General features: G+C 51.2%; 22 protein-coding genes. All 22 read left to right on the top strand.

Annotated features, from left to right (window positions below; genetic code table 11):
* The first annotated feature begins 44 nt into the window (after positions 1-44).
* The 22 genes from HMPREF1246_RS00180 (at position 45) to HMPREF1246_RS00285 (ending at position 22,742) form a co-directional block, all read left to right on the top strand.
* On the top strand, positions 45-3,095 hold the full coding sequence (locus HMPREF1246_RS00180) for a tetratricopeptide repeat protein (RefSeq protein ID WP_051296774.1): 3,051 nt from the start codon (positions 45-47) through the stop codon (positions 3,093-3,095).
* Between the two features lie 35 nt (positions 3,096-3,130).
* The gene (locus HMPREF1246_RS00185; protein ID WP_014128087.1) at positions 3,131-3,499 is read left to right on the top strand and encodes a DRTGG domain-containing protein; all 369 of its coding nucleotides are present in this window, start codon (positions 3,131-3,133) and stop codon (positions 3,497-3,499) included.
* Entirely contained in the window at positions 3,483-3,914 is a 432-nt protein-coding gene (locus tag HMPREF1246_RS00190; protein WP_009016132.1) for an ATP-binding protein, read from the top strand. The genes HMPREF1246_RS00185 and HMPREF1246_RS00190 overlap by 17 nt, the downstream gene beginning before the upstream one ends.
* A 21-nt stretch (positions 3,915-3,935) precedes the next feature.
* The gene (locus tag HMPREF1246_RS00195) at positions 3,936-5,225 is read left to right on the top strand and encodes a [Fe-Fe] hydrogenase large subunit C-terminal domain-containing protein (RefSeq protein ID WP_021736353.1); all 1,290 of its coding nucleotides are present in this window, start codon (positions 3,936-3,938) and stop codon (positions 5,223-5,225) included.
* Positions 5,226-5,613: 388 nt separating this feature from the next.
* The gene (locus tag HMPREF1246_RS00200; protein WP_035196092.1) at positions 5,614-7,113 is read left to right on the top strand and encodes a carboxyl transferase domain-containing protein; all 1,500 of its coding nucleotides are present in this window, start codon (positions 5,614-5,616) and stop codon (positions 7,111-7,113) included.
* Positions 7,114-7,160: 47 nt separating this feature from the next.
* Complete coding sequence (gcdD, locus tag HMPREF1246_RS00205) at positions 7,161-7,487, top strand: sodium ion-translocating glutaconyl-CoA decarboxylase subunit delta (protein ID WP_035224009.1); 327 nt, start codon at positions 7,161-7,163, stop codon at positions 7,485-7,487.
* 78 nt (positions 7,488-7,565) lie between these two features.
* On the top strand, positions 7,566-8,003 hold the full coding sequence (gene gcdC / locus HMPREF1246_RS10935) for a sodium ion-translocating glutaconyl-CoA decarboxylase subunit gamma (protein WP_009016128.1): 438 nt from the start codon (positions 7,566-7,568) through the stop codon (positions 8,001-8,003).
* A 37-nt stretch (positions 8,004-8,040) separates the two neighbouring features.
* Entirely contained in the window at positions 8,041-9,171 is a 1,131-nt protein-coding gene (gene gcdB, locus HMPREF1246_RS00215; RefSeq protein WP_009016127.1) for a sodium ion-translocating glutaconyl-CoA decarboxylase subunit beta, read from the top strand.
* Between the two features lie 218 nt (positions 9,172-9,389).
* Positions 9,390-9,878: a hypothetical protein gene (locus HMPREF1246_RS00220; RefSeq protein WP_231368183.1), complete on the top strand. Its 489-nt coding sequence runs from the start codon at positions 9,390-9,392 to the stop codon at positions 9,876-9,878.
* Between the two features lie 10 nt (positions 9,879-9,888).
* The gene (locus tag HMPREF1246_RS00225) at positions 9,889-10,314 is read left to right on the top strand and encodes a SoxR reducing system RseC family protein (protein WP_009016083.1); all 426 of its coding nucleotides are present in this window, start codon (positions 9,889-9,891) and stop codon (positions 10,312-10,314) included.
* Between the two features lies 1 nt (position 10,315).
* Positions 10,316-10,585, top strand: coding sequence for a DUF4321 domain-containing protein (locus HMPREF1246_RS00230; protein WP_009016082.1), 270 nt, complete (start codon positions 10,316-10,318; stop codon positions 10,583-10,585).
* A 10-nt stretch (positions 10,586-10,595) separates the two neighbouring features.
* Positions 10,596-11,219, top strand: a complete 624-nt coding sequence (locus HMPREF1246_RS00235) for a nucleoside triphosphate pyrophosphatase (protein WP_021736351.1) — start codon at positions 10,596-10,598, stop codon at positions 11,217-11,219.
* The gene (gene radC / locus HMPREF1246_RS00240) at positions 11,176-11,847 is read left to right on the top strand and encodes a DNA repair protein RadC (protein WP_021736355.1); all 672 of its coding nucleotides are present in this window, start codon (positions 11,176-11,178) and stop codon (positions 11,845-11,847) included. Before HMPREF1246_RS00235 ends, radC begins: the two co-directional genes overlap by 44 nt.
* Before the next feature lie 17 nt (positions 11,848-11,864).
* Positions 11,865-12,899 (top strand): rod shape-determining protein, encoded by a 1,035-nt coding sequence (locus HMPREF1246_RS00245; protein ID WP_009016079.1) that lies wholly within the window; start codon positions 11,865-11,867, stop codon positions 12,897-12,899.
* 14 nt (positions 12,900-12,913) lie between these two features.
* Positions 12,914-13,801 (top strand): rod shape-determining protein MreC, encoded by an 888-nt coding sequence (gene mreC, locus HMPREF1246_RS00250; protein WP_009016078.1) that lies wholly within the window; start codon positions 12,914-12,916, stop codon positions 13,799-13,801.
* Entirely contained in the window at positions 13,798-14,304 is a 507-nt protein-coding gene (mreD, locus tag HMPREF1246_RS00255; RefSeq protein WP_009016077.1) for a rod shape-determining protein MreD, read from the top strand. Before mreC ends, mreD begins: the two co-directional genes overlap by 4 nt.
* Before the next feature lie 21 nt (positions 14,305-14,325).
* The gene (gene mrdA / locus HMPREF1246_RS00260) at positions 14,326-16,146 is read left to right on the top strand and encodes a penicillin-binding protein 2 (protein ID WP_009016076.1); all 1,821 of its coding nucleotides are present in this window, start codon (positions 14,326-14,328) and stop codon (positions 16,144-16,146) included.
* A 13-nt stretch (positions 16,147-16,159) separates the two neighbouring features.
* Positions 16,160-17,272 (top strand): rod shape-determining protein RodA, encoded by a 1,113-nt coding sequence (rodA, locus tag HMPREF1246_RS00265; protein ID WP_009016075.1) that lies wholly within the window; start codon positions 16,160-16,162, stop codon positions 17,270-17,272.
* 12 nt (positions 17,273-17,284) lie between these two features.
* A complete protein-coding gene (locus HMPREF1246_RS00270) occupies positions 17,285-19,147 on the top strand; it encodes a TIGR03960 family B12-binding radical SAM protein (RefSeq protein WP_009016074.1) in 1,863 nt (620 codons plus the stop codon).
* Complete coding sequence (locus HMPREF1246_RS00275; RefSeq protein WP_016459927.1) at positions 19,144-19,863, top strand: TIGR03936 family radical SAM-associated protein; 720 nt, start codon at positions 19,144-19,146, stop codon at positions 19,861-19,863. Before HMPREF1246_RS00270 ends, HMPREF1246_RS00275 begins: the two co-directional genes overlap by 4 nt.
* On the top strand, positions 19,860-21,266 hold the full coding sequence (locus HMPREF1246_RS00280) for an Rne/Rng family ribonuclease (RefSeq protein WP_021736352.1): 1,407 nt from the start codon (positions 19,860-19,862) through the stop codon (positions 21,264-21,266). The genes HMPREF1246_RS00275 and HMPREF1246_RS00280 overlap by 4 nt, the downstream gene beginning before the upstream one ends.
* 21 nt (positions 21,267-21,287) lie before the next feature.
* The gene (locus HMPREF1246_RS00285; RefSeq protein ID WP_021736356.1) at positions 21,288-22,742 is read left to right on the top strand and encodes a CCA tRNA nucleotidyltransferase; all 1,455 of its coding nucleotides are present in this window, start codon (positions 21,288-21,290) and stop codon (positions 22,740-22,742) included.
* Positions 22,743-22,896: the final 154 nt, after the last annotated feature.

Here is a 22,896-nt window from a genome sequence, read left to right on the forward strand (position 1 = left end):
CATCTGATGCGGATGCGTGCCGGATGATTGGAGGGAAAGGGATCATGGCGCATACTCTTGAGGCGCGTTTTTTAGGCGCACCAGTAATCAAAAAAGATGGGCAGGAAGTCTTTTTTCCGTACAATAAAGTGAATGCCCTCGTATATTATATTCTCGTCAAAGGAACGGTCATGCGTGATGAGCTGAGTGGAATCCTTTGGGGGGATAAATCCGATGCCATTGCTAGGAAAAATCTCCGCAATGCCATTTATGAAACGAAAAAGCTCTTGGGACCCAATGTCTTTGTCTCCCCACGGAAGGCGATTATCAAGGTCAATCCGGACATTGACTTTAAGGTGGACGTTACGGAATTTGAAAGGGACCCGGGCAACCAGCTGGACCTTTACCAAGGAAGTTTCCTCCAAGGTTTTTATGTGAAGGATTCCCCGGAATATGAATCCTGGTATCTTACGGAACGTGACCGTCTTGAAGGCCTTTATCTGGACGTTCTTTTTCAAAAGCTCAAGGAAGCTGTTGCCATTGGCAACATGGCCAAAGTCACGCGCTACGGCCGGCAGCTCATTACCCATAACCCCTATGATGAAAGCATCTATATCCTCTTGCTGCGTACTTATTGTGAGCAGGGCAATATGCGGCAGGCGTTGGAGCTTTACGATGAGATGAAAAAACTCTTCCGTGAAGAACTCCAGAGCAGCGTACCGCCGGAAATTGAAACCATGATGAAGGAGGCTTCGGCAAAAGAAGCCAAGGGACATTCCACCTTGAGCAGCCTGGGACCGAATGTTTTGGGGCGGGAAAAAGAAACCCAGCTGCTTCGGAACCAACTGGATCGCTTTGTGAGGGCGGGGGAAAACACAGCCATATTCCTTTATGGCAATGCGGGCAGCGGCAAGACCCTTGTGAAAGATGCGGCTTTGGATCAGCTGCCTCCGGAATTTGCTATCGTCCAGACCAATTGCTTTCAGCCGGAACGCAATATTCTCCTACGTCCGTGGACAAGCATCCTTGATGCGCTGCGCAGCCTGATCCAAAAGGAACATATTCGGGTCTCCACCATCGATCCCAACCGGATCTACAAACTTTTTCCACAGTTTGACGTGACGGATGGACATGAATCAGGTCTTGGCGAAATCAAGGAAATGCTGAAATTTGATGCCATTTTCCATACCTTTTATTCCCTTTTGGAAGAAGTGGCGGCTGCAAGACCGTTCGTGATTGTTTTTGAAGACCTGCAGTGGATGGATCCCTTCAGTCTGTCGCTTCTGACAAGCCTGATCCTTCATCAAAAATCCCATCGCTTCCTCTTTTTTCTCACGGCTCGCAGCAGTGAGGACAAGGACTTTCAGCAATTTGTCTCAACCGTTTCCATGTATGAAAAAGTGCACCGTGTGGAGCTTTTGCCCTTGACGAAGGACACGGTCAAGGCTGTCAGTGAAGCCTCCCAACCGGGCGTTCCCCTTACAGACGACATCATTAGTCAACTCCTTGCGGATTCGGAGGGCAATCTTTTTCTTCTCAAGGAATACCTTATGGCCTTGAAAACGACGGGGAGCCTCGACAACTTGACGGAAAATGTTCGAACCATTTTCCGCAATGGCTGTGCTGCTCTGTCCGATGAAGAGCGCAAGATTCTTGACTTCATCGCTCTTTTCTACGACGGCGCGCCGCTGGCCATGATTTCGGAATATATGCACCTCAATAACCTTCAGGTCCTGGAAAGCCTGGAAGTTCTGGAAAAAACAGGCTTTATCAAGGCCATTCCCCAACAGCCGGAAGTGCTCTATGAAATCATTCAGCAGAAACTGGCAAGTTATGTCAAACAGCAGATTTCACCGGAAAAATGGCGGATCCTTCATAGCTACGTGGCCGGACTTTGGGAAAAACGACTCACTCATTCCACTCAGGATATCCGGATCTATCGCCATCTGGAATATCACTATAAGGAGTCGGGGGAACTGGTGAACATGGGGCGCTATAATCTCAAGACCCTCATGTATTACCTCAATTTCAGCAATGAACTGTTTCCTGTCCTTGACGTGACCGGCGGTGTGGAAGAAAGCCGGTTTGAAAGCTCTTCTTTGGAACTGCACCTGGATGAACTGGTGAGTGAAGTCGATGAGATGATGCACACCATCCATCGGACCTATGGGGAAACCAGTGAGGTCAAGGACCTTGATATGACTTACCTGCACCTTATGGGCCGCCATTATATCCGGACCGGTGAATATGAAAAAGGGGTCCGGAACATCTTGAGCCTTGTGGAGATTGCTTCCGAGGTGCGAAATCTCGATTATCTCCTTATGGGCTACAAGCAGATGATTTACTACGACATCCAGATTGGCAATACGGAAGAGATGCGGAACTATCTGGAACTTGCCCTCAATGTAGCCGATGAGTGCAACTATCATAAGGAAATGGGTATTCTCCTTCGTCTCAAAGGGCTTAACATGATCATGCAGGGGAATTTCTCTGAAGCGGAACGGCTCCTCAAGGAATCAATTTCCACTTTCATGGTGACCCAGAGCGTCCAGCGGCGGTATGCCCTGAATATTGCTGGTGCCTATAATTATTTGGGTGAAATCCGGCGCGGCATGGGCCGTTACCAAGAAGCCCTTGACTACTATGACAAGGCCATGGAATACGCACGGGACCAGGATGCCTACAGCTCTTGGGTTGTCTTTTCCTGTAATGCCGGTGTCGTTTGTTATGCCATGGGTCGTTATGAGCAGGCTGAGAAATATTTTCGCCAGGCCTATGAACTCTTCCCCCGTTATAATTTCTGCTGGCGCCATCCAATCGTGGAAGCCTATCTGGCGCTGCTTTCCATGCGCAAGGAGCAGGAAAAGGAGGCTGAGTGCTTCCTAGATGATGCTGTGCAGAAACTCAGTAAGATGAATAATCCCCGGGAAGCGGGCTATGTCTATATGGCGATTGCCCTGATCAAGCATCAGTATCCCCAACGTTCCATCAGTATCCATTACCCGGGAAGTATGTCCAGCTATGCGACCAAAGCGCTGCAGGCCCTTGACTCCCATCGGGATGCTTGGGAACGGCAGCAGCTGGAAAGTCTGTTTTGTATTACACGACGTTCCTAACGCGATTTGATTGATCACCAAGAGGAGGAAAAAACATGATTACTTTGAAACAAGCAGTGGAAGTCCTGGATGCCCAAGTGGCCAGTGGGGAAAATCTCCTGAACCGGGAAGTAAAAATGGCCTGCGGCAGTGATATGATGAGTGATGTCCTGGCCTATGCCAAGAACAAGGCAGTGCTTTTGACGGGACTTCTCAATATCCAAGTTGTCCGTACGGCTGATGTCAGCGATATTGCTGCCATTATTTTTGTTCGTGACAAGCATCCTGAAAGCGATGTTCTCATGGCCGCCAAGAGAAAGGATATCCCCGTTCTTTACACGAAGTGCACCATGTTCGAAGCTTGTGGCCGTCTCTACAGTCTGGGACTGCGAGGCTGCACCGCGAAGGATGCGGAGAGTCGCTGACGTGGAAAAGGAATATCCTGTTGTAAAAGACGATTTCGAACGGGCCGGTGCGGCATCAATTTCCATCAAGGAAATGCTCCAGCAGCTGGGGCTCTCGCCGGAACTTGTGCGCCGCGTTGCCATTGGAACCTACGAAGGGGAAATCAATTGTCTGATCCATGGCGGCGGGGGCAAGGTCCTTGCGGATTTTTCGCCGAAAGCCATTACTGTAAGGGTCATCGACCATGGTCCGGGGATCCCGGATGTACAGAAGGCCATGCAGGAAGGCTGGTCCACGGCTTCGGAAGAAATCCGTGCCAAGGGATTTGGGGCCGGCATGGGTCTTCCCAATATGAAGAAAGTATCCGATGCGTTTGAAATCCAGACAAAGGTAGGGGAAGGAACTACGGTCATCATGACCTTCCTTTGTCAGTAACGAGAAAGAAGGTGACCCTCTGTGGATCGTTCCTATTTGAATTCCGTTCGTGTCGAAGAGGACCGTTGCACCGGGTGTCTCCTCTGTGTCAAGAAATGCCTTGTCCAGGCCATCCGGGTCCGGGATGGCAAAGCGGTCATTATTTCCGACCGCTGCATTGACTGTGGGGAATGTATCCGCTGCTGTCCGACCCGAGCCATTGCCGCTTTGGTGGAACCTTTGGAGGAATTGAAAAGCTACAAGGTCAACATTGCTTTGGCAACACCGTCTTTCTATGCCCAGTTTGATGGAAACATTTCTGCATCCATCCTTTGGCAGGGACTCAAGGAAATTGGGTTTGACAGTGTTTTTGATGTGCCCCTTGCCGGGGACTATATCAGTGAGGAAATCGAAGCCTATCTTGATTCCTATGAAGGGTTCTATCCTGTGATTTCCTCTGCCTGTCCTGCTGTGCTCCGCCTGATTCAAACAAAATATCCGGAACTCATCTGCCACGTTGTTCCAGCCCTTGCACCGGCTGAAGCGGCCGCTATCTATGTACGGCGTGAAACCATGAAGCGCTTGAATCTGGTGCCGGAGGATGTAGGCATATGGTTCCTTTCTCCCTGTCCCGCGAAGGGCACGAATATCCATCAGTCGGTGGATGTAGCCCATACGGCCGTAACCGGCTCTTTTACACTGGCATCCCTTTATGGACCTCTTTCCGTTGTCATCAGTGAGATCCGGAAAGAAAAAAATGAACTGCCCCAAGCTCTCGTGGGAACCAGCTATGAACTGCTTTGGGGCACCGAGCGAGGAGAACTGCTTTCTACGGGATGCCGTCATGGACTCAGCGTGAGCGGACCGGAAGACGTGGATGAGGTCCTAAAGCAGATTACGTTGGGGAGTCTCACCGACGTTGAATACGTCAGCTGCTATATCTGTGACGGTGGCTGTGTCGGTGGGCCCAGTGTGGCCGTCAATAAATTTGTCGGGACAAAGAACCTTGAAAGACGGGCCATGCTGCGGCATGAACGGGAGCGGGAGGACCGCAGGGAAGCGATGCAGGCCGCCCGCATCTGTGAAAATTTCCCAAGGTCCAAGGACTTTATCAAGTCCCTCCAGGCAAAACCGGCTCCGCCCCTTGACCCTGATTTTGGGACGGCCATGGAAAAGATGGAGCGGCTGACGGCCCTTGCGGAACGGCTCCCCGGCCTTGACTGCGGAGCCTGCGGGGCGCCAACCTGCCGCATCTTTGCAGAGGATGTCATTCGGGGCTTTGCCAAGGAGGAAGACTGCATCATCCGGTCGCGCCAATCTCGAAAGAAATGACGACTGGGGTGTCAACTCATATTGAAGGCAAAACTGAGAAAACTTATGGGCTGAAGGGAAAGAGAATGAGAACCCATGCGGGCTTGAAAAACGTGTGGGAAAAATGCGCTTCCCCTTTGCTTGCAAGTTGTCAGAAATCTTGCTATCATCTACAATGCAGTGCCTTGAACGAAAACCGTTACATTGCCTTTCTTGGATATATAAGAAAAATCCCATGGGGGGCAAGCTTTTTCCTATAGGCTATTTGGTGAAAACAACTAGTCAGTTTTTGCAATTTATGTTACAATGACTCTGTTTTAAATATTTAGTAAATTAATGAATTTTTAGATTTTCGATACAGATCCATAAGGGGGTATCGCATTTGACTACTAGAGAAAAAATCGATGATATGCTGCAGCGCTACGAAACAATAGAAGCTGGCGGCGGTGCCAAAAGAGTTGCCAAACAGCACGATTCCGGAAAGATGACGGCTCGTGAACGCATCAATTCTTTTTTGGACCAAGGCAGTTTTGTAGAGCTTGATAAATTTGTGGAACATCGTTGCTCCAATTTCGGCCAGGAAAAGAAATACTTGCCTGGTGATGGGGTTGTAACTGGCTATGGTACGGTCAATGGTCGTACAGTCTTTGTCTTTGCACAGGACTTTACCGTCGAAGGCGGTAGCCTGGGTGAGATGCATGCCAATAAGATTGCCAAGGTTCAGGCCATGGCCTTAAAAACGGGTGCACCCATCATTGGCATGGCGGATTCCGGTGGGGCCCGGATTCAAGAAGCTACGGATGCCCTTGCTGGCTTTGGGAAGATGTTCAAGCAGAACACCCTTTCTTCCGGTGTGATTCCGCAGATTTCGGCCATCATGGGCCCTTGTGCCGGCGGTGCTGTTTACAGCCCGGCCCTGACAGACTTCATTTACATGGTGAAAAAGAGCTCCAAGATGTTCATTACCGGTCCGGAAGTCGTCAAATCCGTAACCGGCGAGGATGTTGGTCAGGAGGACCTGGGTGGAACCTTCACGCACAGCACCCGCTCCGGCGTGGCTGATTTTGCGGCGGAAAACGATGCGGACTGCTTGGAACAGATCCGGTATCTTTTAAGCTTCCTGCCTTCGAACAACCGGGAAAAGCCGCCGGTCTATGATACAGGTGACAGCGCGTTCCGCATGGATGAATCACTCAATACCATCATTCCTGATGGGTCCCATATGCCGTACGACATGTATAAGATCATTCGCAGTATCGTCGATAACGGTGAATATGTGGAACCGCATCGTATGTATGCCCGCAATATCATTACTTGTTTGGCCCGCTTGGACGGAAGTACGGTCGGCATCATTGCCAATCAGCCGCGTATCATGGCTGGCTGTCTTGATATCAATGCTTCCGATAAGGCGGCCCGCTTCATTCGCTTCTGCGATTCCTTCGGGATTCCCCTCATCAACATTGTTGATGTACCGGGCTTCCTGCCGGGAACAGATCAAGAATACGGCGGCATCATCCGTCACGGGGCCAAGATGCTGTATGCTTACTGTGAAGCCACGGTTCCCAAGATTACTCTTGTGACCCGCAAAGCTTATGGTGGGGCCTACCTTGCCATGTGCGCCCAAGATCTTGGCGCCGACCACGTCATTGCTTGGCCGACAGCCGAGATTGCCGTTATGGGTCCTCAGGGAGCTGCTAAGATTATTTTCCGTCATGAGGAAGATGTCGAAGCAAAGACGGAGGAATACATCGAGAACTTTGCAACACCTTACTATGCGGCTAAACACGGGATGGTCGAAATGGTCATTGAACCGAAGACGACCCGTCCGACCTTGATCAAAGCGCTGCGTATGTTAAAATCCAAGCAGGAAGACCGGCCAAAGAAAAAACACGGTAATATTCCTCTGTGATTTTGATATAAACCATTACCTACGAAAAGGAAAGAGAGGTGACATTCATGACAGAGAATCCTTGGCTCATTGCGGTCATCAACATGACCATCGTATTTGGTGTGTTGATCATCCTTGGAATCCTGATGAAAGTGATTTACTGGATCGATCCGAACAAAAAAAAGAAAGCGCAGCCTAAGAAAGCTGCCGTCCCAGTAAAACCGGCTTCCAATGCCGCTCAAAAGCGCCAAGAGGAAGAAAAGGTAGCTGCCATCGCAGCTGTCCTGGCTATGATCCAGGATGAGGATGACGCAGTTGCTGCAGCACTCATGGCCGCCATTGCCGAACACAAACGGAAGATGGAACCGATGGCGCTGCCTCATCACTACTTTTGATGAATAGAAGAGGGACTATTCACCAATCATTCGCCATTAGGCAAACAGTTCAGTTACATTTTTAAGGAGGGTTTTCTCATGAAAAAATTCAATGTCAACGTTAACGGTACGGTTTATTCTGTAGAAGTTGAAGAAGTCGGCGGCACCGTCGCTGCTGCTCCTGTTGCTCCTGCTGCTCCTGCTGCTGCTCCGGCCGCTGCTCCTGTTGCTGCCGCTGCTCCTGCTGCTGCTCCGGCTCCTGCTGCCGCTCCGGCCGCTGCTCCTGCTCCGGCTCCTAAGAAAGAAGCTGCCGCTGCTCCTGCCGGTTCCATTACGGTTGAAGCTCCGATGCCTGGCAAGGTTCTGTCCGTCAACGTCAAAGCTGGCGACAAAGTTGAAGCTGGCGATGTCCTCTTGATCCTTGAAGCTATGAAGATGCAGAACGAAATCATGGCTCCGGAAGATGGTACTGTATCTGATGTCCGCGTCAGCGCTGGCGATACGGTTGCCACTGGCGACGTGATGGTTGTTCTCTAATCTCACGCCACCTATATCAAAGGAGGACGTTTAGATTATGGATGCTTTTCTGGTAGCTCTGAAATCTGTCCTGACGGACAGTGGTTTCATGGCTTTTACAGCGGGCAATGCCATTATGATCCTGGTTGGGTGCATCCTGCTTTACCTGGCCATCGTCAAGGGCTTTGAACCGTTGCTGCTTACCCCGATTGCTTTCGGGTGCCTTTTGGCGAATATCCCCAGAACCGGGTTTGAAACCGATCCTGGTGTTATGAAGCTGATCCTGGCTGGTATCAAGTATGAAGTCTTTCCACCGCTCATTTTTATGGGTGTTGGGGCAATGACGGACTTTGGTCCGCTGATTGCTAACCCGAAGACCTTGCTTCTTGGTGCTGCTGCTCAGGCTGGCGTATTCGTGGCTCTTCTTGGCGCTATGCTTCTTGGCTTTAACGTAAGGGAAGCCGCTGCAATCGGCATCATTGGCGGTGCTGATGGTCCGACTTCCATTTATCTTGCTTCCAAGATGGCTCCGCATCTGCTAGGTGCCATTGCTGTAGCTGCGTATTCTTATATGTCCCTTGTACCGCTTATTCAACCGCCAATCATGAAGCTGTTTACGAGCAAGGAAGACCGCAAGATCAAAATGGCTCAGCTCCGTACGGTTTCCCACTTCGAAAAAGTGGTATTCCCCATTGTCTGCACCATTTTCATCTCCTTACTGCTTCCTTCCGTATGCTCCCTGATTGGGATGCTCATGCTGGGTAACCTCTTTACCGAGGCAGGCTGTTTGGGCCGTCTGTCCGACACGGCTCAAAATGCCCTCATGAACATCGTGACCATCATGCTGGCAACGGGGACCGGCCTTACGATGAAGGCCGAAAGCTTCCTGACGACGCAAACAATCCTGATTATTTTCCTGGGGCTCGTCGCTTTTGCCGGTGGTACCGCTGCTGGCGTCATCTTCGGCAAATTCATGTGCATCCTGGATCATGGCAAGACCAATCCGCTAATCGGCAGTGCCGGTGTTTCCGCCGTTCCGATGGCAGCTCGTGTCTCCCAGGTTGTCGGCCAGAAAGCCAATCCGTCCAACTTCCTGCTCATGCATGCCATGGGCCCGAACGTAGCCGGTGTTATTGGTACGGCTGTTGCGGCTGGTACCATGCTGGCCATGATTGGCGCGGCCAAATAACTTTGTGCATGACGCACAATTCTCTGTCATCAATAAAAGGACTGCTGCAGGTTTCTGCAGCGGTCCTTTTTTCTATGCCCAAGAAGGCACTCTTTCCTATGGGAAAAGGTATGAAAACGAGGGATTTTTTGATATAATATAGAATGTTTATCGTGGAAGGGAACCCATTGTTCCCTATAAGCAATTTTTATAAAGGAGAACTCCCATTGATCGAGGAAATGAAAGAATTCTCCGGTATCGGTGAAACCCGCCGGACCCTGCAGTATGTCACCCTTTTTGTCATTGCCCTTTTCTGGGTCTATGAAGGGTATCGCACCTTTGCCTTATACCGCTTCAGCCTCATGGGATGGGGCTTTAATGTTTTGTTCCTTTTGCTTTATCTGTGGCGGACCGCTTTTTCCTATACCTATGCCTTGACGCCCAGTCATTTCATTATTATCATGTATGGCTTAGGGATTGAACGGCGTCTTTCCATCTCCCTTAACGACATGGAAAGCTTCAGCAACCACTATAAGAAGAGTTTCTTTAGGAAAACGAAGATTGGCAGCTATACCCATCGTTACTCTTCACTTGATCCCAATCCCCAGCGCATCCTGGTCTATCGGAAGGGAAAGAAACTTTGCGGCCTGCTCTTTAAGTGTTCAGACCGCATGATTGCCGAACTGGCTCGCCGTTACCCCAGCCAGTTTCTCGATTTCGGAGCATAAGGAGGCCTTTATGGAGCGTTATATTGGAATTGTGACAGCAGTCAGTGGACAACGAGCCAAGGTCCGTATTGAACGGGGCCTCAAAAAGGGTGAAAAACCGCGCATCCTTGACTGCTGGAATACCTGTGAAGCGAAAAAAGGAACCTATGTGGAAGTGGAAGAACAGACCCTTGGTGAGCGGCAGGGTAAATGGATCGTTCGTGGGATTCCCTTACTGACCCTTCTTGCGGGAGCTATTTTTGGCCGTGCTGTATCCCGCTATCTGCCCTTTGACCTCGGCGTGACTATGTTCATAGGCGCTATTGTCTGGGGGCTTTTGGGATTTCAGTATGCCCGAACCTTTAAACGGGATGTCACAAGCCGCCGCGGTAAGCAATGGGCCGTTACAGGATACTATACGGAAGGCATGCTTCCGGAAGAAAGGGTGGAAAGCTGATATGACTTTTGGTTCCAAGGATCGCTTCTGGTTCTTCCTGTTTCTTGCGGCCGGTGCCATCATCGGCGGTCTTTTGGGAAACTTCCTTGAAGCGTCTCAATTTTTTGGGGCTGGTACGGCCTTTTTGATCCATAAGTATCAGGTCCTTAACATTCCCCCTGTCGATGTGGACCTTTATATCGCCAAGATTACCTTTGGCTTTACGTTTTCTCCCAATTTGGTGGCCATCATCGGCATGATTTTGGCCCTTGTGATCTTTCAGCATCTATAAGGAGGCTGTCATGCAGGTCATTTTGGCATCAAAGTCCCCTCGGCGCAAGGATCTTCTTGTGCAGGTCGGCATGGATCCACTTGTGATGGACAGCTATGTGGAGGAAGTGACGGAAGCCCTTTCTCCAGAGGCCCTGGTTCGTGAAAATGCCGCTCGCAAAGGGCGGAAAGTTGCGGCTGCGGTGGCACCAGATGCCCTGGTTATTGCCGCTGATACGGTTGTCGCTGATGAGCGTGGCATCCTTGGCAAACCGAAGGATCGGGAGGAGGCCGTACGCATGTTGCGGCGCCTTTCCGGTAGGACCCATAAGGTCCATACAGGTCTTTATGTGAGCCTAGGCGGCAAAGAACATCTTTCCGTGACGACAACGCAGGTTACGTTTTGCCCCCTTACGGACAGGCTTATTCATCGCTATATTGGAACAGGAGAACCAATGGATAAGGCTGGGGCCTATGGGATCCAAGGGGCGGCCGCCCTTTTCATTCCTCATATAGAAGGCTCCTACAGTAATGTTGTTGGTCTGCCTCTTGCCACTCTTTTTACAGCACTCGACGAACTGGATGTGAAACTAGATGACACAACACTGCTCCATGCACGAAATTGTTCGCGAGGAACGGCCTCGGGAACGGCTTAAGCAAAAAGGGGCCAAGGCCCTAAGCGTAACGGAACTATTGACCATTCTCATTGGTTCGGGAACGCGCAGTGCATCGGCCCTTGAAATCGCTTCACTTTTGACCAGCAGGGAGATGGATCTCGACCAATTGGCCCGTGTGACAAGGATTGAGGAACTCACCCATGTGAAGGGACTTGGCCCAGCTCGGGCTTCGGTCATTGTCGCTGCCCTTGAATTGGGCCGTCGCCTTGCGGAAAAAACAAGCCGCCAAGGAGACAGAATCAGATGTCCCGGCGATGCCGCCCGTATGGTTATGGAACGGCTTCGCTATGAAGTGAAGGAACATGTCCTGACTCTTCTGCTTTCTGCCAAGGGAAAAGTACTGGGAATCGAAGAGGTCTTTGTCGGCAGTGCCAGTCAGGCAACGGTGCATCCTCGGGAAATCTTCGAGACCGCCCTTCATCATCATGCGTCTGCCTTGATCCTTGTCCATAACCATCCGTCCGGGGACCCAACGCCCAGTCGTCCCGATATCCGTCTGACAGAGCGCCTGGCTCAAGTGGGGGGCTTGATGGACATTCCGCTGGCGGACCATATCATTATTGGTGATGGAATCTACTATAGTTTTAAAGATGCGGATCAGTTATAAAGAAAGAGGGATCATGCGTGTTTGATTTGTTCGGCTCCCTGTCTTCCACCATGGGCGTGGACCTGGGAACAGCCAATACTTTGATTTATACAAAAGAAAATGGCATCATTGTCCGGGAACCCTCCTTGGTAGCGCGCCATAAAAAAACGGGCAGGATACTGGCTGTTGGCAGCGAAGCCAAACAGATGGAAGGCCGGACACCGGATTTTCTTGAAACCCTCCATCCCTTGCGTGATGGGGTCATTGCTGATTTCGATGTAACTGCCGCGATGCTGCGCATCTTTCTCAAAAAAGCACTTCGTGGGCGTAAATTTGTTCAGCCCACGCTTGTTGTCAGCGTTCCCTGCGGTGTCACAGCCGTGGAACGCAGGGCTGTCATCGACGCGGCAACTCAAGCCGGCGCGCGGGACGCTTATCTTATTGAGGAACCCCTTGCTGCTGCATTGGGGGCTGATATGCCCGTCCGGGAAGCGGCGGGAAACATGGTGGTGGACCTGGGCGGCGGTACAACGGAAGTGGCGGTCATCTCCATGGGAAAGATTGTCCTTTCCCGGACGCTCCGATTGGGCGGCGATGCCCTTGATGAATCTCTGGTTCAGTATATCAGGAGACAGTACAATCTCATGATCAGTCCCGCAATGGCTGAGCGGATGAAGATGGAAATTGGTTCCCTTGCTGAAAGTACACAGCCCCAGGCCATGGAAATCCGGGGCAGGGATCTGCTTACAGGCCTTCCCAAACCGCTTGCAATAAACCAGAATCAACTTCTGCCGGCACTTTACGAGCCCCTTCGTGAAATCATCGATGTGGTGAAGACCACCCTTGAAATGACCCCGCCGGAACTTGCCAGCGATATCATGGACCGGGGCATTGTCCTGACGGGCGGCGGAGCTCTTTTGCGCAATCTCGACCGGGTCATGGCCCGTGATACGGGCATGCCCGTACGGATTGCGCCCGATGCACCTCTTTGTGTTGTCCTCGGTACGGGTAGGGCTGCACGCAACTTTAATTCATTCCGGCGGAAGAACCATCCTGCCAAGAGTCATAAATAAGGAAGAGTAGAAGCATGATGCAGGAAAGAAAAATCAGGCTGGCCATTTTTGTGGTCATTGGCCTTCTCGTGGGCGGAATCATCCTTGATGCCCTCTCACGTTTTACTGTGGTCAATTCGGCCATTGCCACCCTTGTAAGACCCATCAATTTCATAGTCGGTGGGGCCGCTTCTGGCGCCCGCAGTGTATCGGATTTTTTTACGTCGAAAGGGACGCTGCAGAAAGAAAATGCGGCACTCAAGACGGAGAACGACGACTTGCGTCAGAACAATGTGGAACTCATTGCCATGAAGGCAGAGAACGAACGGCTCAGCAAACTTCTGAAGTTCAAGGAGCTCCATCCCAAATACGAACTCATGCCGGCCAAGGTCATCAGCCGGGACATGGGGGATTTTAAGGATGTTATCCTCATTGATAAAGGCAGTGATGAGGGGCTGCGACTTAATATGCCTGTCGTCAATGCTTCCGGGATCATTGGCATCATCGATGCGGTCTATCCCCATATGTCCAAGGTTCTTTTGATTACGAGTTCGCGGAGCAGCTTGGGAGGGCTTAACTTGCGCGGTGATTCCAGGGCCGCCGGGATTGTAAATGGTGTTGCCGGCCCCGATCTTTCCCTTGAAATGCGCAACCTTGCCCGGAACGCGGATGTGCTCCCTGGTGATACAATTGTTTCAAGCGGATATACTGGCTATCATCCAGAGGGGCTTGTCATTGGCACCGTGGAAGATGTTCAGATGGATCCGGGAGGTCTGACCAAAACGGCTTCAATCATTCCCTCTGTGGACTATACCCATCTGGAAGAAGCCCTTGTCATTACGAACTATGCCGGTTTTGCTGACTTTCTCCGCGAAGAGGGAAAAGATCCTAATAAGAACATTAAAGGGGGAGCTGGCCGATGAACACCTTCTTGTGGCTCTTCCTTAATCTCTTCCTCTTTTCCTTGAAAACCCATTGGTTCCTCCTTTTTACCACGTATGATTCTCCTGATTTTCTTCTTCTTTTGCTTATCCTCTATGCCCTTGATCAAGGAGGCCGCAAAGGGGCCCTGTATGGAATTGGTATGGGGCTTTTCCTCGATGTGGTCTCTTTTGGCTATTTTGGCTATCATTTGGTGACACGCGCTTTGGTGGGTGCTTTTATTGGCAGCAACCGTATGAACGTCTTTGCTGATCGGATGCCTACTTATATGATTCTAACCGCACTCGTGACGCTCCTTCTGGGTGTGGTGCGGGGCCTGTTTCTCTGCGTCATGCTCCATCGCTGGATGCCTTTTGTCCCCTTTGCGCTTTGGACACTGCGTTCCATTGGCTGGAACCTCATTATGGCCCCTCTTGTTTGGGTCATCTACCAAAAGGTCAAGGAGCGCTTCTTGCGCCGCCATTCCTATTATTATCATCTGTAACGAGTGAGGAAGGATACCATCGTGCTGAATAAAAAATATGCGTATCGCTTGGAATTCATGCTCGTCGCTTCTGCCCTCATCGTCTTTTTCTTGATTGGCCGCATGTTCTATCTGCAAATCATCAAGGGCAGTTACTACAGCCGTCAAGCCGAGGGTAATCGGACGCGCTACACGCGGATCCTTGCGCCGCGGGGCATCATCTATGACTGTAATGGGGAGGAACTGGCCAATAATCAGCCCGGTTTCATGGTTTCCTTGGCACACCGCAACACGGGCTACAGGGATGAAACAATCGAGCGCCTATCGGAACTGGTCCATATTCCTGTGGACAAGATCAAGGAAACCATCAATCTCCATGGCGGTTCGGCAGAACCTATCCGTATTGTGCGCAACGCACCGCCCGACGTGGTCGCCAAAGTAGAAGAAAACCTGCGCTACCTGCCTGATGTCATGATTGAGGTCCAGCCTGTCCGAACTTATCCCAATAAGGAACTGGCTGTCCACGCCTTGGGGTATGTGGGCGAAGTCAGTGAATATGAAATCGAACAGGGTGTTTATGAAAACCTCAAAGCAGGTGACATCATCGGTAAATTTGGCCTGGAAAGCTATTATGATAAGTACCTGCGCGGTACGGACGGCAGTTACCGAGAGGAAGTCGACGTCAATGGCCGCGTTATCCAGGTCATGGACAAGGTGGAACCAAAGCCTGGTCAAGGGCTGGTGCTTACTATTGACGCTAAGCTCCAGCGTATCACTGAAGCCGCCGTCGACCGGCAGCTCAAAGCCATTGGAGCCCGCGGTGCCGCCGTCGTGGTCCTTGATCCCAATAACGGGGAAATCAAGGCCCTTGTTTCCCGACCTGGTTTTGATCCCAACTGGTTCGTAAACGGTATCAGTGAAAAGAACTGGAACTACATCAATACGGATCCATTTCATCCTATGACGGATAAAGCCATTGCCGGCGAATATCCGCCGGGATCGACTTTTAAGATTGTTACGGGTTCGGCAGCCCTTGAAGAAAAGAAAGTTACTCCCGATGAACTCATCTTTGACTCTGGCCGACACTGGCTCGTCGATATGCGCAATGCTGGCGGTGAAGCCTTAGGATGGATCAATTTCAAACGGGCCCTATCCGCTTCGGATAACGTCTATTTCTATGAAATGGGCAATCGCCTCGGCATCGATTTGCTTGACCAATATGCCGAAAAGTTCGGTTTTGGGAAGAAAACTGGGATTGACCTTCATGGGGAGGCCTCAGGCCTTATTGCAACCCCGGCTTACAAGAAAAAGGTCTTTGAAGACGAATGGTACTTGGGCGATACGTTCAATACAGCCATTGGTCAGGGCTTTACCTTGGCAACACCCATGCAGGTTGCGGAAATGCTTGCGGCTGTGGCGACCGATGGAAAGCGCTACAAGCCCCATCTTGTGAGCAAGATCATCAACGACGACGGCAGTGTAGCCGAACGCTTTGAACCGCAGGAAGAAGGTAGTCTGCCGGTTTCCCAGAAAACCTTGGACCTTATCCAGGACGGTCTCCGAGCGGTGACGGAAGAAGGTGGGACAGCATCGGCCCTAAAATCCCTGCCTGTTGATGTGGCCGGTAAGACCGGTACGGCAGAAAACCCCCATGGCAGGGACCATGGCTGGTTCATTGCTTATGCTCCGGCCAAGAATCCCAGCCTTGTTGTGGTCTGCGTTGTGGAGCAGGGCAGTTATGGGTCGGTTTCAGCCGCGCCTATTGTTCAGTCTATCTTGGAATATGCCTTTACGACACCGGGTGTCAAAAAGCCCGGCAGCGGGTCTTCGAAAGATAAAACGACCCCGAAGAAGAAAGGGTAAGTGAGGAGAAAGCATGCGTCATTCCTTTAAAAAGTATTTTCGGAACGTGGATAAGGTCCTTTTTTTGAGCGTCATGCTGCTCATTGCTATCGGCCTTGTTTTGATTGCCAGTGCTACCCATGCCAATATTCCCGGTCCCCATCGCTACCGCTTTGTTTTTCGGCAGGCTCTTTTTGTTATCGTGAACCTCATTTTGGGCGGTTACCTGATGCGTTTTGATTACCGCATCTTAAAACATGTTGCCAAACCTCTGTATATTTTCAATCTGGTTATGCTGGTTGCCGTCATGGTTGTCGGGAAAAGTGCTTTAGGTGCGCAGCGCTGGCTCCAATTGGGCCCCATCAGCATTCAGCCCAGTGAGTTTTCCAAAGCTATCATGATTGTCTGTCTGTCCTCTTTTGTGGAATCGCGGCTGCCGACGTTAACGGACTTTCGCAGTTGGATCCCTGTTTTTCTCTATGTCTTTGTTCCTTTTCTCCTGGTTATGCGTCAGCCTGACCTAGGAACAAGCCTCGTCTTTATGGCGATTCTCTTAGGTACAATGATCATCTGCGGCTTCAGGATCCGTTATTTTCTCATCATGGGCGGTTTGGGTCTTGCTTCAGCACCTCTTATCTGGCACATGCTTCATGAGTACCAGAAAAACCGGATCCGCGTCTTCCTCAATCCCGGACTTGAACCGTACGGGAGTGGTTACCATGTCATTCAGTCCATGATTGCTATTGGTTCCGGTCTTTTTTTTGGCCGTGGTCTTTTTAATGGAACCCAGAGCCAGCTTAACTTTCTTCCTGAAAATCACACGGACTTTATTTTCGCCGTGGCCGGCGAAGAGTTTGGGTTTGTTGGGGTGACACTGATCCTGATTCTCTACTTGATTGTCATCGTCAGGGGCATCACGATTGCCCTTCATGCAAGCGATGATTTTGGAACCCTGCTTGCTGTTGGGATTGTTTCTATGTTTACCTTTCATATCCTGGTCAATGTGGGCATGACGAGCAATGTTATGCCCGTAACAGGGGTTCCGCTGCCCTTTATGAGCTATGGTGTCAGTTCCCTTACGACCAATATGCTCATGGTGGCTCTTTTAATGAATATCCATGCTCATCCCAAGACCTTGAGATTTTAGTAAGGAGGCCCTATGCACAAGGATTTACCGATTGATATCCTCAGTGCTGTCGAAAAACCAGCCCGTTATACGGGAATGGAATTTGGCAGCATCGTCAAACCGGAAAGCGAGGTCGAGGTTTCCTTTGCCCTCGCTTTTCCTGATACCTATGAAATTGGCATGAGTTACCTGGGGTTTAAGATCCTTTATGCCATTCTCAATAAACAGCCCTATATCCAAGCTGAACGGGTCTTTGCGCCCTGGGTGGATATGGAAGACAAGATGCGAGAGCGCGGGATTGCTTTGGAAAGCCTTGAAACGAGCCGCCGTCTTGGTAATTTTGATCTTGTAGGATTTACCCTCCTTTATGAAATGAGCTATTCCAATATCCTGAATATGATGGATCTAGGCGGGGTTCCCATTTGGGCCAAGGACCGCGGCCTTGATGATCCCTTTGTCTGTGCTGGCGGTCCCTGTGTCTTTAACAGTGAACCTTTGGCTGATTTCCTGGATTTTTGTATGCTTGGCGATGGGGAACGCATCATTGTGGAAGTCTCCGATGCCTACCGGGCCTGGAAATCAGAAGGAAAACCCGGTGGACGGAAGGAATTCCTGCGCCGTGTGGCTAGGATCCAGGGCGTATATGTACCGAGTTTCTACACCGTGACCTATCATGCTGACGGGACCATCAAGTCTGTGACACCAAATGAACCGGGCGTTCCGGCAACGGTCTATAAGCGGGTGGAACCGGATATCAACGATCTTGATTTTCCGACCCATCCAATTGTTCCTTATGGAGACACGGTTCATGACCGGATCATGCTGGAACTCTTCCGCGGCTGTTCCCGCGGCTGTCGGTTCTGCAATGCAGGCATCATTTACCGTCCGGTTCGGGAACGAACACCGGAGAACGTCAAGAAACTGGCCCGCGAACTGGTACCGGCAACAGGATACAACGAAATGAGCATGTTCTCCCTAAGTACGGCGGACTACTCTCAGTTGGATCCCCTGGTACGGGATCTTTTGGAAGAATTCAAGGATGACAAGGTGAGCGTTTCCCTGCCGAGTCTGCGCATTGACAGTTTTTCTGTAAAACTGGCACAGGAAGTTCAGGCCGTTCGTAAGAGTGGGCTGACCTTTGCTCCTGAAGCCGGCAGCCAGCGCATGCGTGATGTGATCAATAAAGGAGTTACAGAAGAAAATCTCATGGATGCGGTGGGCGCGGCTTTTGAAAATGGCTGGTCCCAGGTAAAACTTTATTTCATGATCGGCCTGCCGACAGAAACCGATGAGGATATCCTTGCGATTGCTCATCTTGCCCGGGCCGTGAAATGGCAGTACAAAAAGATTACGGGCCGCTTTGGGGCCCGCGTTACGGTAAGCGTGTCCAACTTTGTCCCCAAACCCTATACGCCTTTTGCTTGGGTGGGACAGAATACAAAAACAGAATTTGACCGGAAGCATATGCTCCTTAAGGAAGTCTTCGACACGATGAAAAATGTCAATTTCCAGTATCATGATTCCCTCACAAGTCTCATGGAAGGCGTCCTTGCCAGGGGCGACCGCCGTCTTTCCAAAGCCATCTACTTGGCTTTTCGGGACGGGGCCCGTTTTGACAGCTGGTCCGAACATTTTTCCTTTGACCGCTGGAAAAAAGCCATTGAAGGAGCTGGACTTGATATGGCCTTCTACAACAACCGCCCGCGCGGAAAAAATGAGAAGTTTCCTTGGGAGCACACGAGCTGCGGCGTTTCCCGTGGCTTCCTGTGGAAAGAATACGAACGGGCCCAGGAAGCTGCTTTGACCCCGGATTGTCGGCGTGGAGCCTGTACGGGCTGTCAGGTCTGTCAGCAGCTGGGGGTCAAGATCATTGATTGGAAGGGGAAGGAAGCATGAAACTACGGTTGCAGATCACAAAAGAATCCGGAATCCGGTTCATTTCCCATCTGGAATATCTGAAAACCTTGGAAAAAGCCATTCGTCGGGCTCGGATTCCTGTTGCCTATTCCCAAGGCTTTAATCCCCATATGAAGTTTTCCTTGGCTTCTGCCCTGAGTGTAGGGGTGACGAGCAGGGCCGAATTTCTGGAACTATATCTGCGGGAGCCCGTTCCCCTAAAGGACCTCGTTGATGCCCTTTCCTGTAATCTTCCCATGGGCATCCATATCGTACGTGCCGACCTAGCAGATGATAAGGCCCCGAAACTCATGGCTTCGGTTGCAGGAACGACTTATTTGGTGAAGGTCCCCTGTGCGGCAGATCCTTCAGACGGGCTTCAGCGCTATGAAAGGGCGGAAAAGGCTCTTTATACGAAAACACATGGCAAGGGCAAGGGCAGCCCGCGCATCGTGGATGCCAAAGCTTTCGTCCCCTATGTGCAGGCTTCATATGAAGGGGGCATGCTGACGCTCCAATTTGACTGTCTGGTTTCCCAGGAAGGCAGCATGAAGGCCGCCGAGCTCTTGAAGGTCCTTCACGATGACTTCGGTCTCTCCCTTGACCTTGAAAAAGCGGATATTGCCCGTCTTGACCTATACGCAGCAGGCCCTAATGGAGAAAAAAGGCCGCTCCTTCAGGCAGATGGTATGACGCTGGAAAGCGGCGCCCTATGACCGCCATCTTTGTCAGTGTCAAACCGGAAGAAACCCGCATGGGACTGGTATTTGACAGCAAGCTCCGCGACTTTGCCGTTGAGCGCCGTGGGGAGGGAAACCTTGTTGGCAATATTTACCGAGGCCGTGTATCGAATGTTGTGCCTGGCATCCAGGCTGCCTTTATCGATCTTAATGTGGGGAAAAATGGGTTCCTGACACTGCATAAACAGGATCGCCTGACGGAAGGCCAGATGCTTCTTGTCCAGGTTGTCAAGGACTGTCGGGGAACCAAAGGGCCGGGTGTCACGCGAAACGTGACCTTGCCGGGCCGTTACATCGTCCTTGAACCTTTTGGCAATCGTATTTCCCTGTCGCGGAAGATTACCTGCAAATCCCTCCGCACTCGTCTGCGGACGCTCGTCCAAAAGAGTCTTCCTGAGGGGATGGGGGTTGTCATCCGAACCGCAGCGGCTAAGGCCGCCGACGAGGAAATCGAAAATGATTTGCGTCAGCTCCTTGCCAGTTGGCAGGTCCTTCTGCGCCGAAGCAAAGTGGGGAGGGGCCCGCAGCTGCTTTATCGGGAACTGGATCTGTCCATCCGTATGATCCGGGACTATGTGACAAAAGATGTGCAAAAAATCATTGTCGATGATGAAGCGACCTATCATACGGTGGAAGAACTTCTTCAAGATATGGGCCTTACGGAAATCCGGACCGAATGGTATCAGGAAAAGGAAGATCTCTTTACCCATTATGGACTCAATGAAGAAATTGCCAGCATTTCTGACCGGGTGGTTCCCCTGCCTGGCGGTGGTTCTCTTGTCTTTGACTATACGGAGGCCATGACGGTCATTGATGTCAACAGCGGGCACTATTCAACTGGCAGTGACAGGGAGGAGACGAGCCTTGCCACGAATCGGGAAGCGGCCTTGGAAATTGCCCGTCAGTTACGGCTGCGGGATATCGGCGGCATCATCGTTGCTGATTTCATTGATATGGAGCGCAAGGAGGAACAGGAGGAAATCCTGGACCTCTTGCGCCGGGAATTTGCGATGGACCGCATGAAGCCCCGTGTTATGGGCATGACAGCCTTGAATCTTGTGGAGATGACGCGGATGAAGGCGCGGCGCAATCTCTTTGGTACCGTCTATACGACTTGTCCCATGTGTCAGGGAAGCGGCCGTGTGGAATCGCCAGAAACGGTCTATGTGGAAATCCGGCGCCGGCTGCGCAGCCTTTATCTCGATCATGCCATGGCCCGCAGTTTGGTCCTTTCTGTTCACCCTCTGGTAGAGGAATGGATTCGCATCCATGGGATGAAAGACATGGAACAGGAATTTGGTGCCAAGATTCGCTTGGTTTCCAATCCATCATTGGCCGTGGGTGTCTTTACGCTCCTCAATGCCCCTGATGGGGATTAAGTCATGAAAGGAGGCCCCTTGATGGCGGCCCTATTTCCTTCATATGTCATAACGGTTCTGGAACTGTTCCGAAAACATGGATTTGAAGCCTATGTCGTTGGCGGAGCCGTGCGCGATCTGCTTTGCGGAAAGCATCCCCATGACTATGATATTGTCACGAGCGCCCGACCGGAAGAAACCCGCCGTCTTTGCAAAGGGGCGGGTCTTTCTGTTGTGGAAAACCTGGGCGAAAATTTCGGTGTCCTGATCCTTCTTGTAGAAGGACGAGCCGTTGAAGTTGCTGCCTACCGCAAGGAAGTTTATGGAACGGATGCGCACCGCCCTAGCGGTGTTGCGTACTGCCAGACCCTGGAAGAAGACCTGGCACGAAGGGACTTTACGGTCAATGCCATGGCGATGGATCTTGCGGGGAACTTGACCGATCCCTATAGCGGACAGCGTGACCTTGAGCATCATGTCCTGCGTGTGGTAGGATCTCCTTCGGACCGTTTTTCTGAAGATGCCCTGCGCATGTTCAGGGCCTGCCGTTTTGTCGCACAGCTCGGCTTTCTTCCCGAGGCTGGTATCCTCCCGGCAATCAAGTCGGAGGCACCGCGTGCAAAGGGCCTCTCTCTTTCCCGTGTCAAGGCGGAGCTGCATAAACTTCTTAGGGCACCCTACGCTGGTCAGGGCATGAATCTCATGGTCCAAAGCGGTCTTGCAGGGATGTCGTGCCGAATCAAAAAAGAGGGAACCTATGAAAGCGTCCCCATTTTGCCGGAGCTTCTCGATCTTGTGGGTGTCCCTCAAAATCCTCGCTTCCATCCCTTTGATGTATGGGGCCATATCTGGCATGCCTTGGACCACAGTGACGGTTCCCTGACTTTGGGATGGGCCATCCTGCTTCACGATGTGGGGAAGGGAAGGAAAGGTGTCAGGGGCATTCGCCCCGATGGCATGCCCAGTGACCATGGACACGACAAGGTGGGAAAAGCCATGGCGGAAAGCATTCTCCACCGTCTGGGGGAAAACGGAGCCCTAGTGAACCGTGTGGCTTTTCTTGTAGGAAACCATATGCATTTTGGACCTGCTCGATTCCTGCCGGATGCGGCACTTTGGCGCTGGCTTCGGAAGGAAGCCCGCAGCGGGGCGTTCCGCTGTACCAAGGACTTGCAGGAAGCATTCCGGGAATTGGGGACCCTTTGCCTTGCCGATATGGCAGCCACAACGGCTTCGGCAGAAAGTCAGGCGCTGGCGCGCCATTTTGCAGATCAGCTTTTTCTGATGGCCGGTACTATGCCCGTCCATACAGCAGACCTTGCCATAAGCGGGCGGGACCTTATTGCTGCGGGAATTCCGCAAAGGGTCCTTAAAAGGCTGCTGCCCCTGCTTCTTTCCCGTGTTCAGGACCGAAATCTTTCCAATACCCCTGAAGCGCTCCAGAGAGCAGCGGACATCTGGTGGAAAAAGGAAAAAGAAAAAGGACCCACGTCTTAACGTTTCCGTTTAAAAATATAACTACATTTTGATTGCATACGGGATACCCCTTGAAAACGGGGTCCCGGTTTTTTTTCATATGTAACATTTTTTTAGCTATTTTCGTGGAAAAAAGGAAAAAGCACGATTATTGTTATGGGGCCTATTTAGAAAA

The sequence above is a fragment of the Acidaminococcus sp. BV3L6 genome (assembly GCF_000468835.1).
GTDB classification, from domain to species: domain Bacteria; phylum Bacillota; class Negativicutes; order Acidaminococcales; family Acidaminococcaceae; genus Acidaminococcus; species Acidaminococcus intestini.

Coding starts and splice junctions, on each gene's coding strand:
- HMPREF1246_RS00180 (WP_051296774.1), top strand. CDS start 45: ATGGCGCATACTCTTGAGGCGCGTTTTTTAGGCGCACCAGTAATCAAA.
- HMPREF1246_RS00185 (WP_014128087.1), top strand. CDS start 3,131: ATGATTACTTTGAAACAAGCAGTGGAAGTCCTGGATGCCCAAGTGGCC.
- HMPREF1246_RS00190 (WP_009016132.1), top strand. CDS start 3,483: ATGCGGAGAGTCGCTGACGTGGAAAAGGAATATCCTGTTGTAAAAGAC.
- HMPREF1246_RS00200 (WP_035196092.1), top strand. CDS start 5,614: ATGCTGCAGCGCTACGAAACAATAGAAGCTGGCGGCGGTGCCAAAAGA.
- gcdD (WP_035224009.1), top strand. CDS start 7,161: ATGACAGAGAATCCTTGGCTCATTGCGGTCATCAACATGACCATCGTA.
- gcdC (WP_009016128.1), top strand. CDS start 7,566: ATGAAAAAATTCAATGTCAACGTTAACGGTACGGTTTATTCTGTAGAA.
- gcdB (WP_009016127.1), top strand. CDS start 8,041: ATGGATGCTTTTCTGGTAGCTCTGAAATCTGTCCTGACGGACAGTGGT.
- HMPREF1246_RS00220 (WP_231368183.1), top strand. CDS start 9,390: ATGAAAGAATTCTCCGGTATCGGTGAAACCCGCCGGACCCTGCAGTAT.
- HMPREF1246_RS00225 (WP_009016083.1), top strand. CDS start 9,889: ATGGAGCGTTATATTGGAATTGTGACAGCAGTCAGTGGACAACGAGCC.
- HMPREF1246_RS00230 (WP_009016082.1), top strand. CDS start 10,316: ATGACTTTTGGTTCCAAGGATCGCTTCTGGTTCTTCCTGTTTCTTGCG.
- HMPREF1246_RS00235 (WP_021736351.1), top strand. CDS start 10,596: ATGCAGGTCATTTTGGCATCAAAGTCCCCTCGGCGCAAGGATCTTCTT.
- radC (WP_021736355.1), top strand. CDS start 11,176: ATGCACGAAATTGTTCGCGAGGAACGGCCTCGGGAACGGCTTAAGCAA.
- mreC (WP_009016078.1), top strand. CDS start 12,914: ATGATGCAGGAAAGAAAAATCAGGCTGGCCATTTTTGTGGTCATTGGC.
- mreD (WP_009016077.1), top strand. CDS start 13,798: ATGAACACCTTCTTGTGGCTCTTCCTTAATCTCTTCCTCTTTTCCTTG.
- rodA (WP_009016075.1), top strand. CDS start 16,160: ATGCGTCATTCCTTTAAAAAGTATTTTCGGAACGTGGATAAGGTCCTT.
- HMPREF1246_RS00270 (WP_009016074.1), top strand. CDS start 17,285: ATGCACAAGGATTTACCGATTGATATCCTCAGTGCTGTCGAAAAACCA.
- HMPREF1246_RS00275 (WP_016459927.1), top strand. CDS start 19,144: ATGAAACTACGGTTGCAGATCACAAAAGAATCCGGAATCCGGTTCATT.
- HMPREF1246_RS00280 (WP_021736352.1), top strand. CDS start 19,860: ATGACCGCCATCTTTGTCAGTGTCAAACCGGAAGAAACCCGCATGGGA.
- HMPREF1246_RS00285 (WP_021736356.1), top strand. CDS start 21,288: ATGGCGGCCCTATTTCCTTCATATGTCATAACGGTTCTGGAACTGTTC.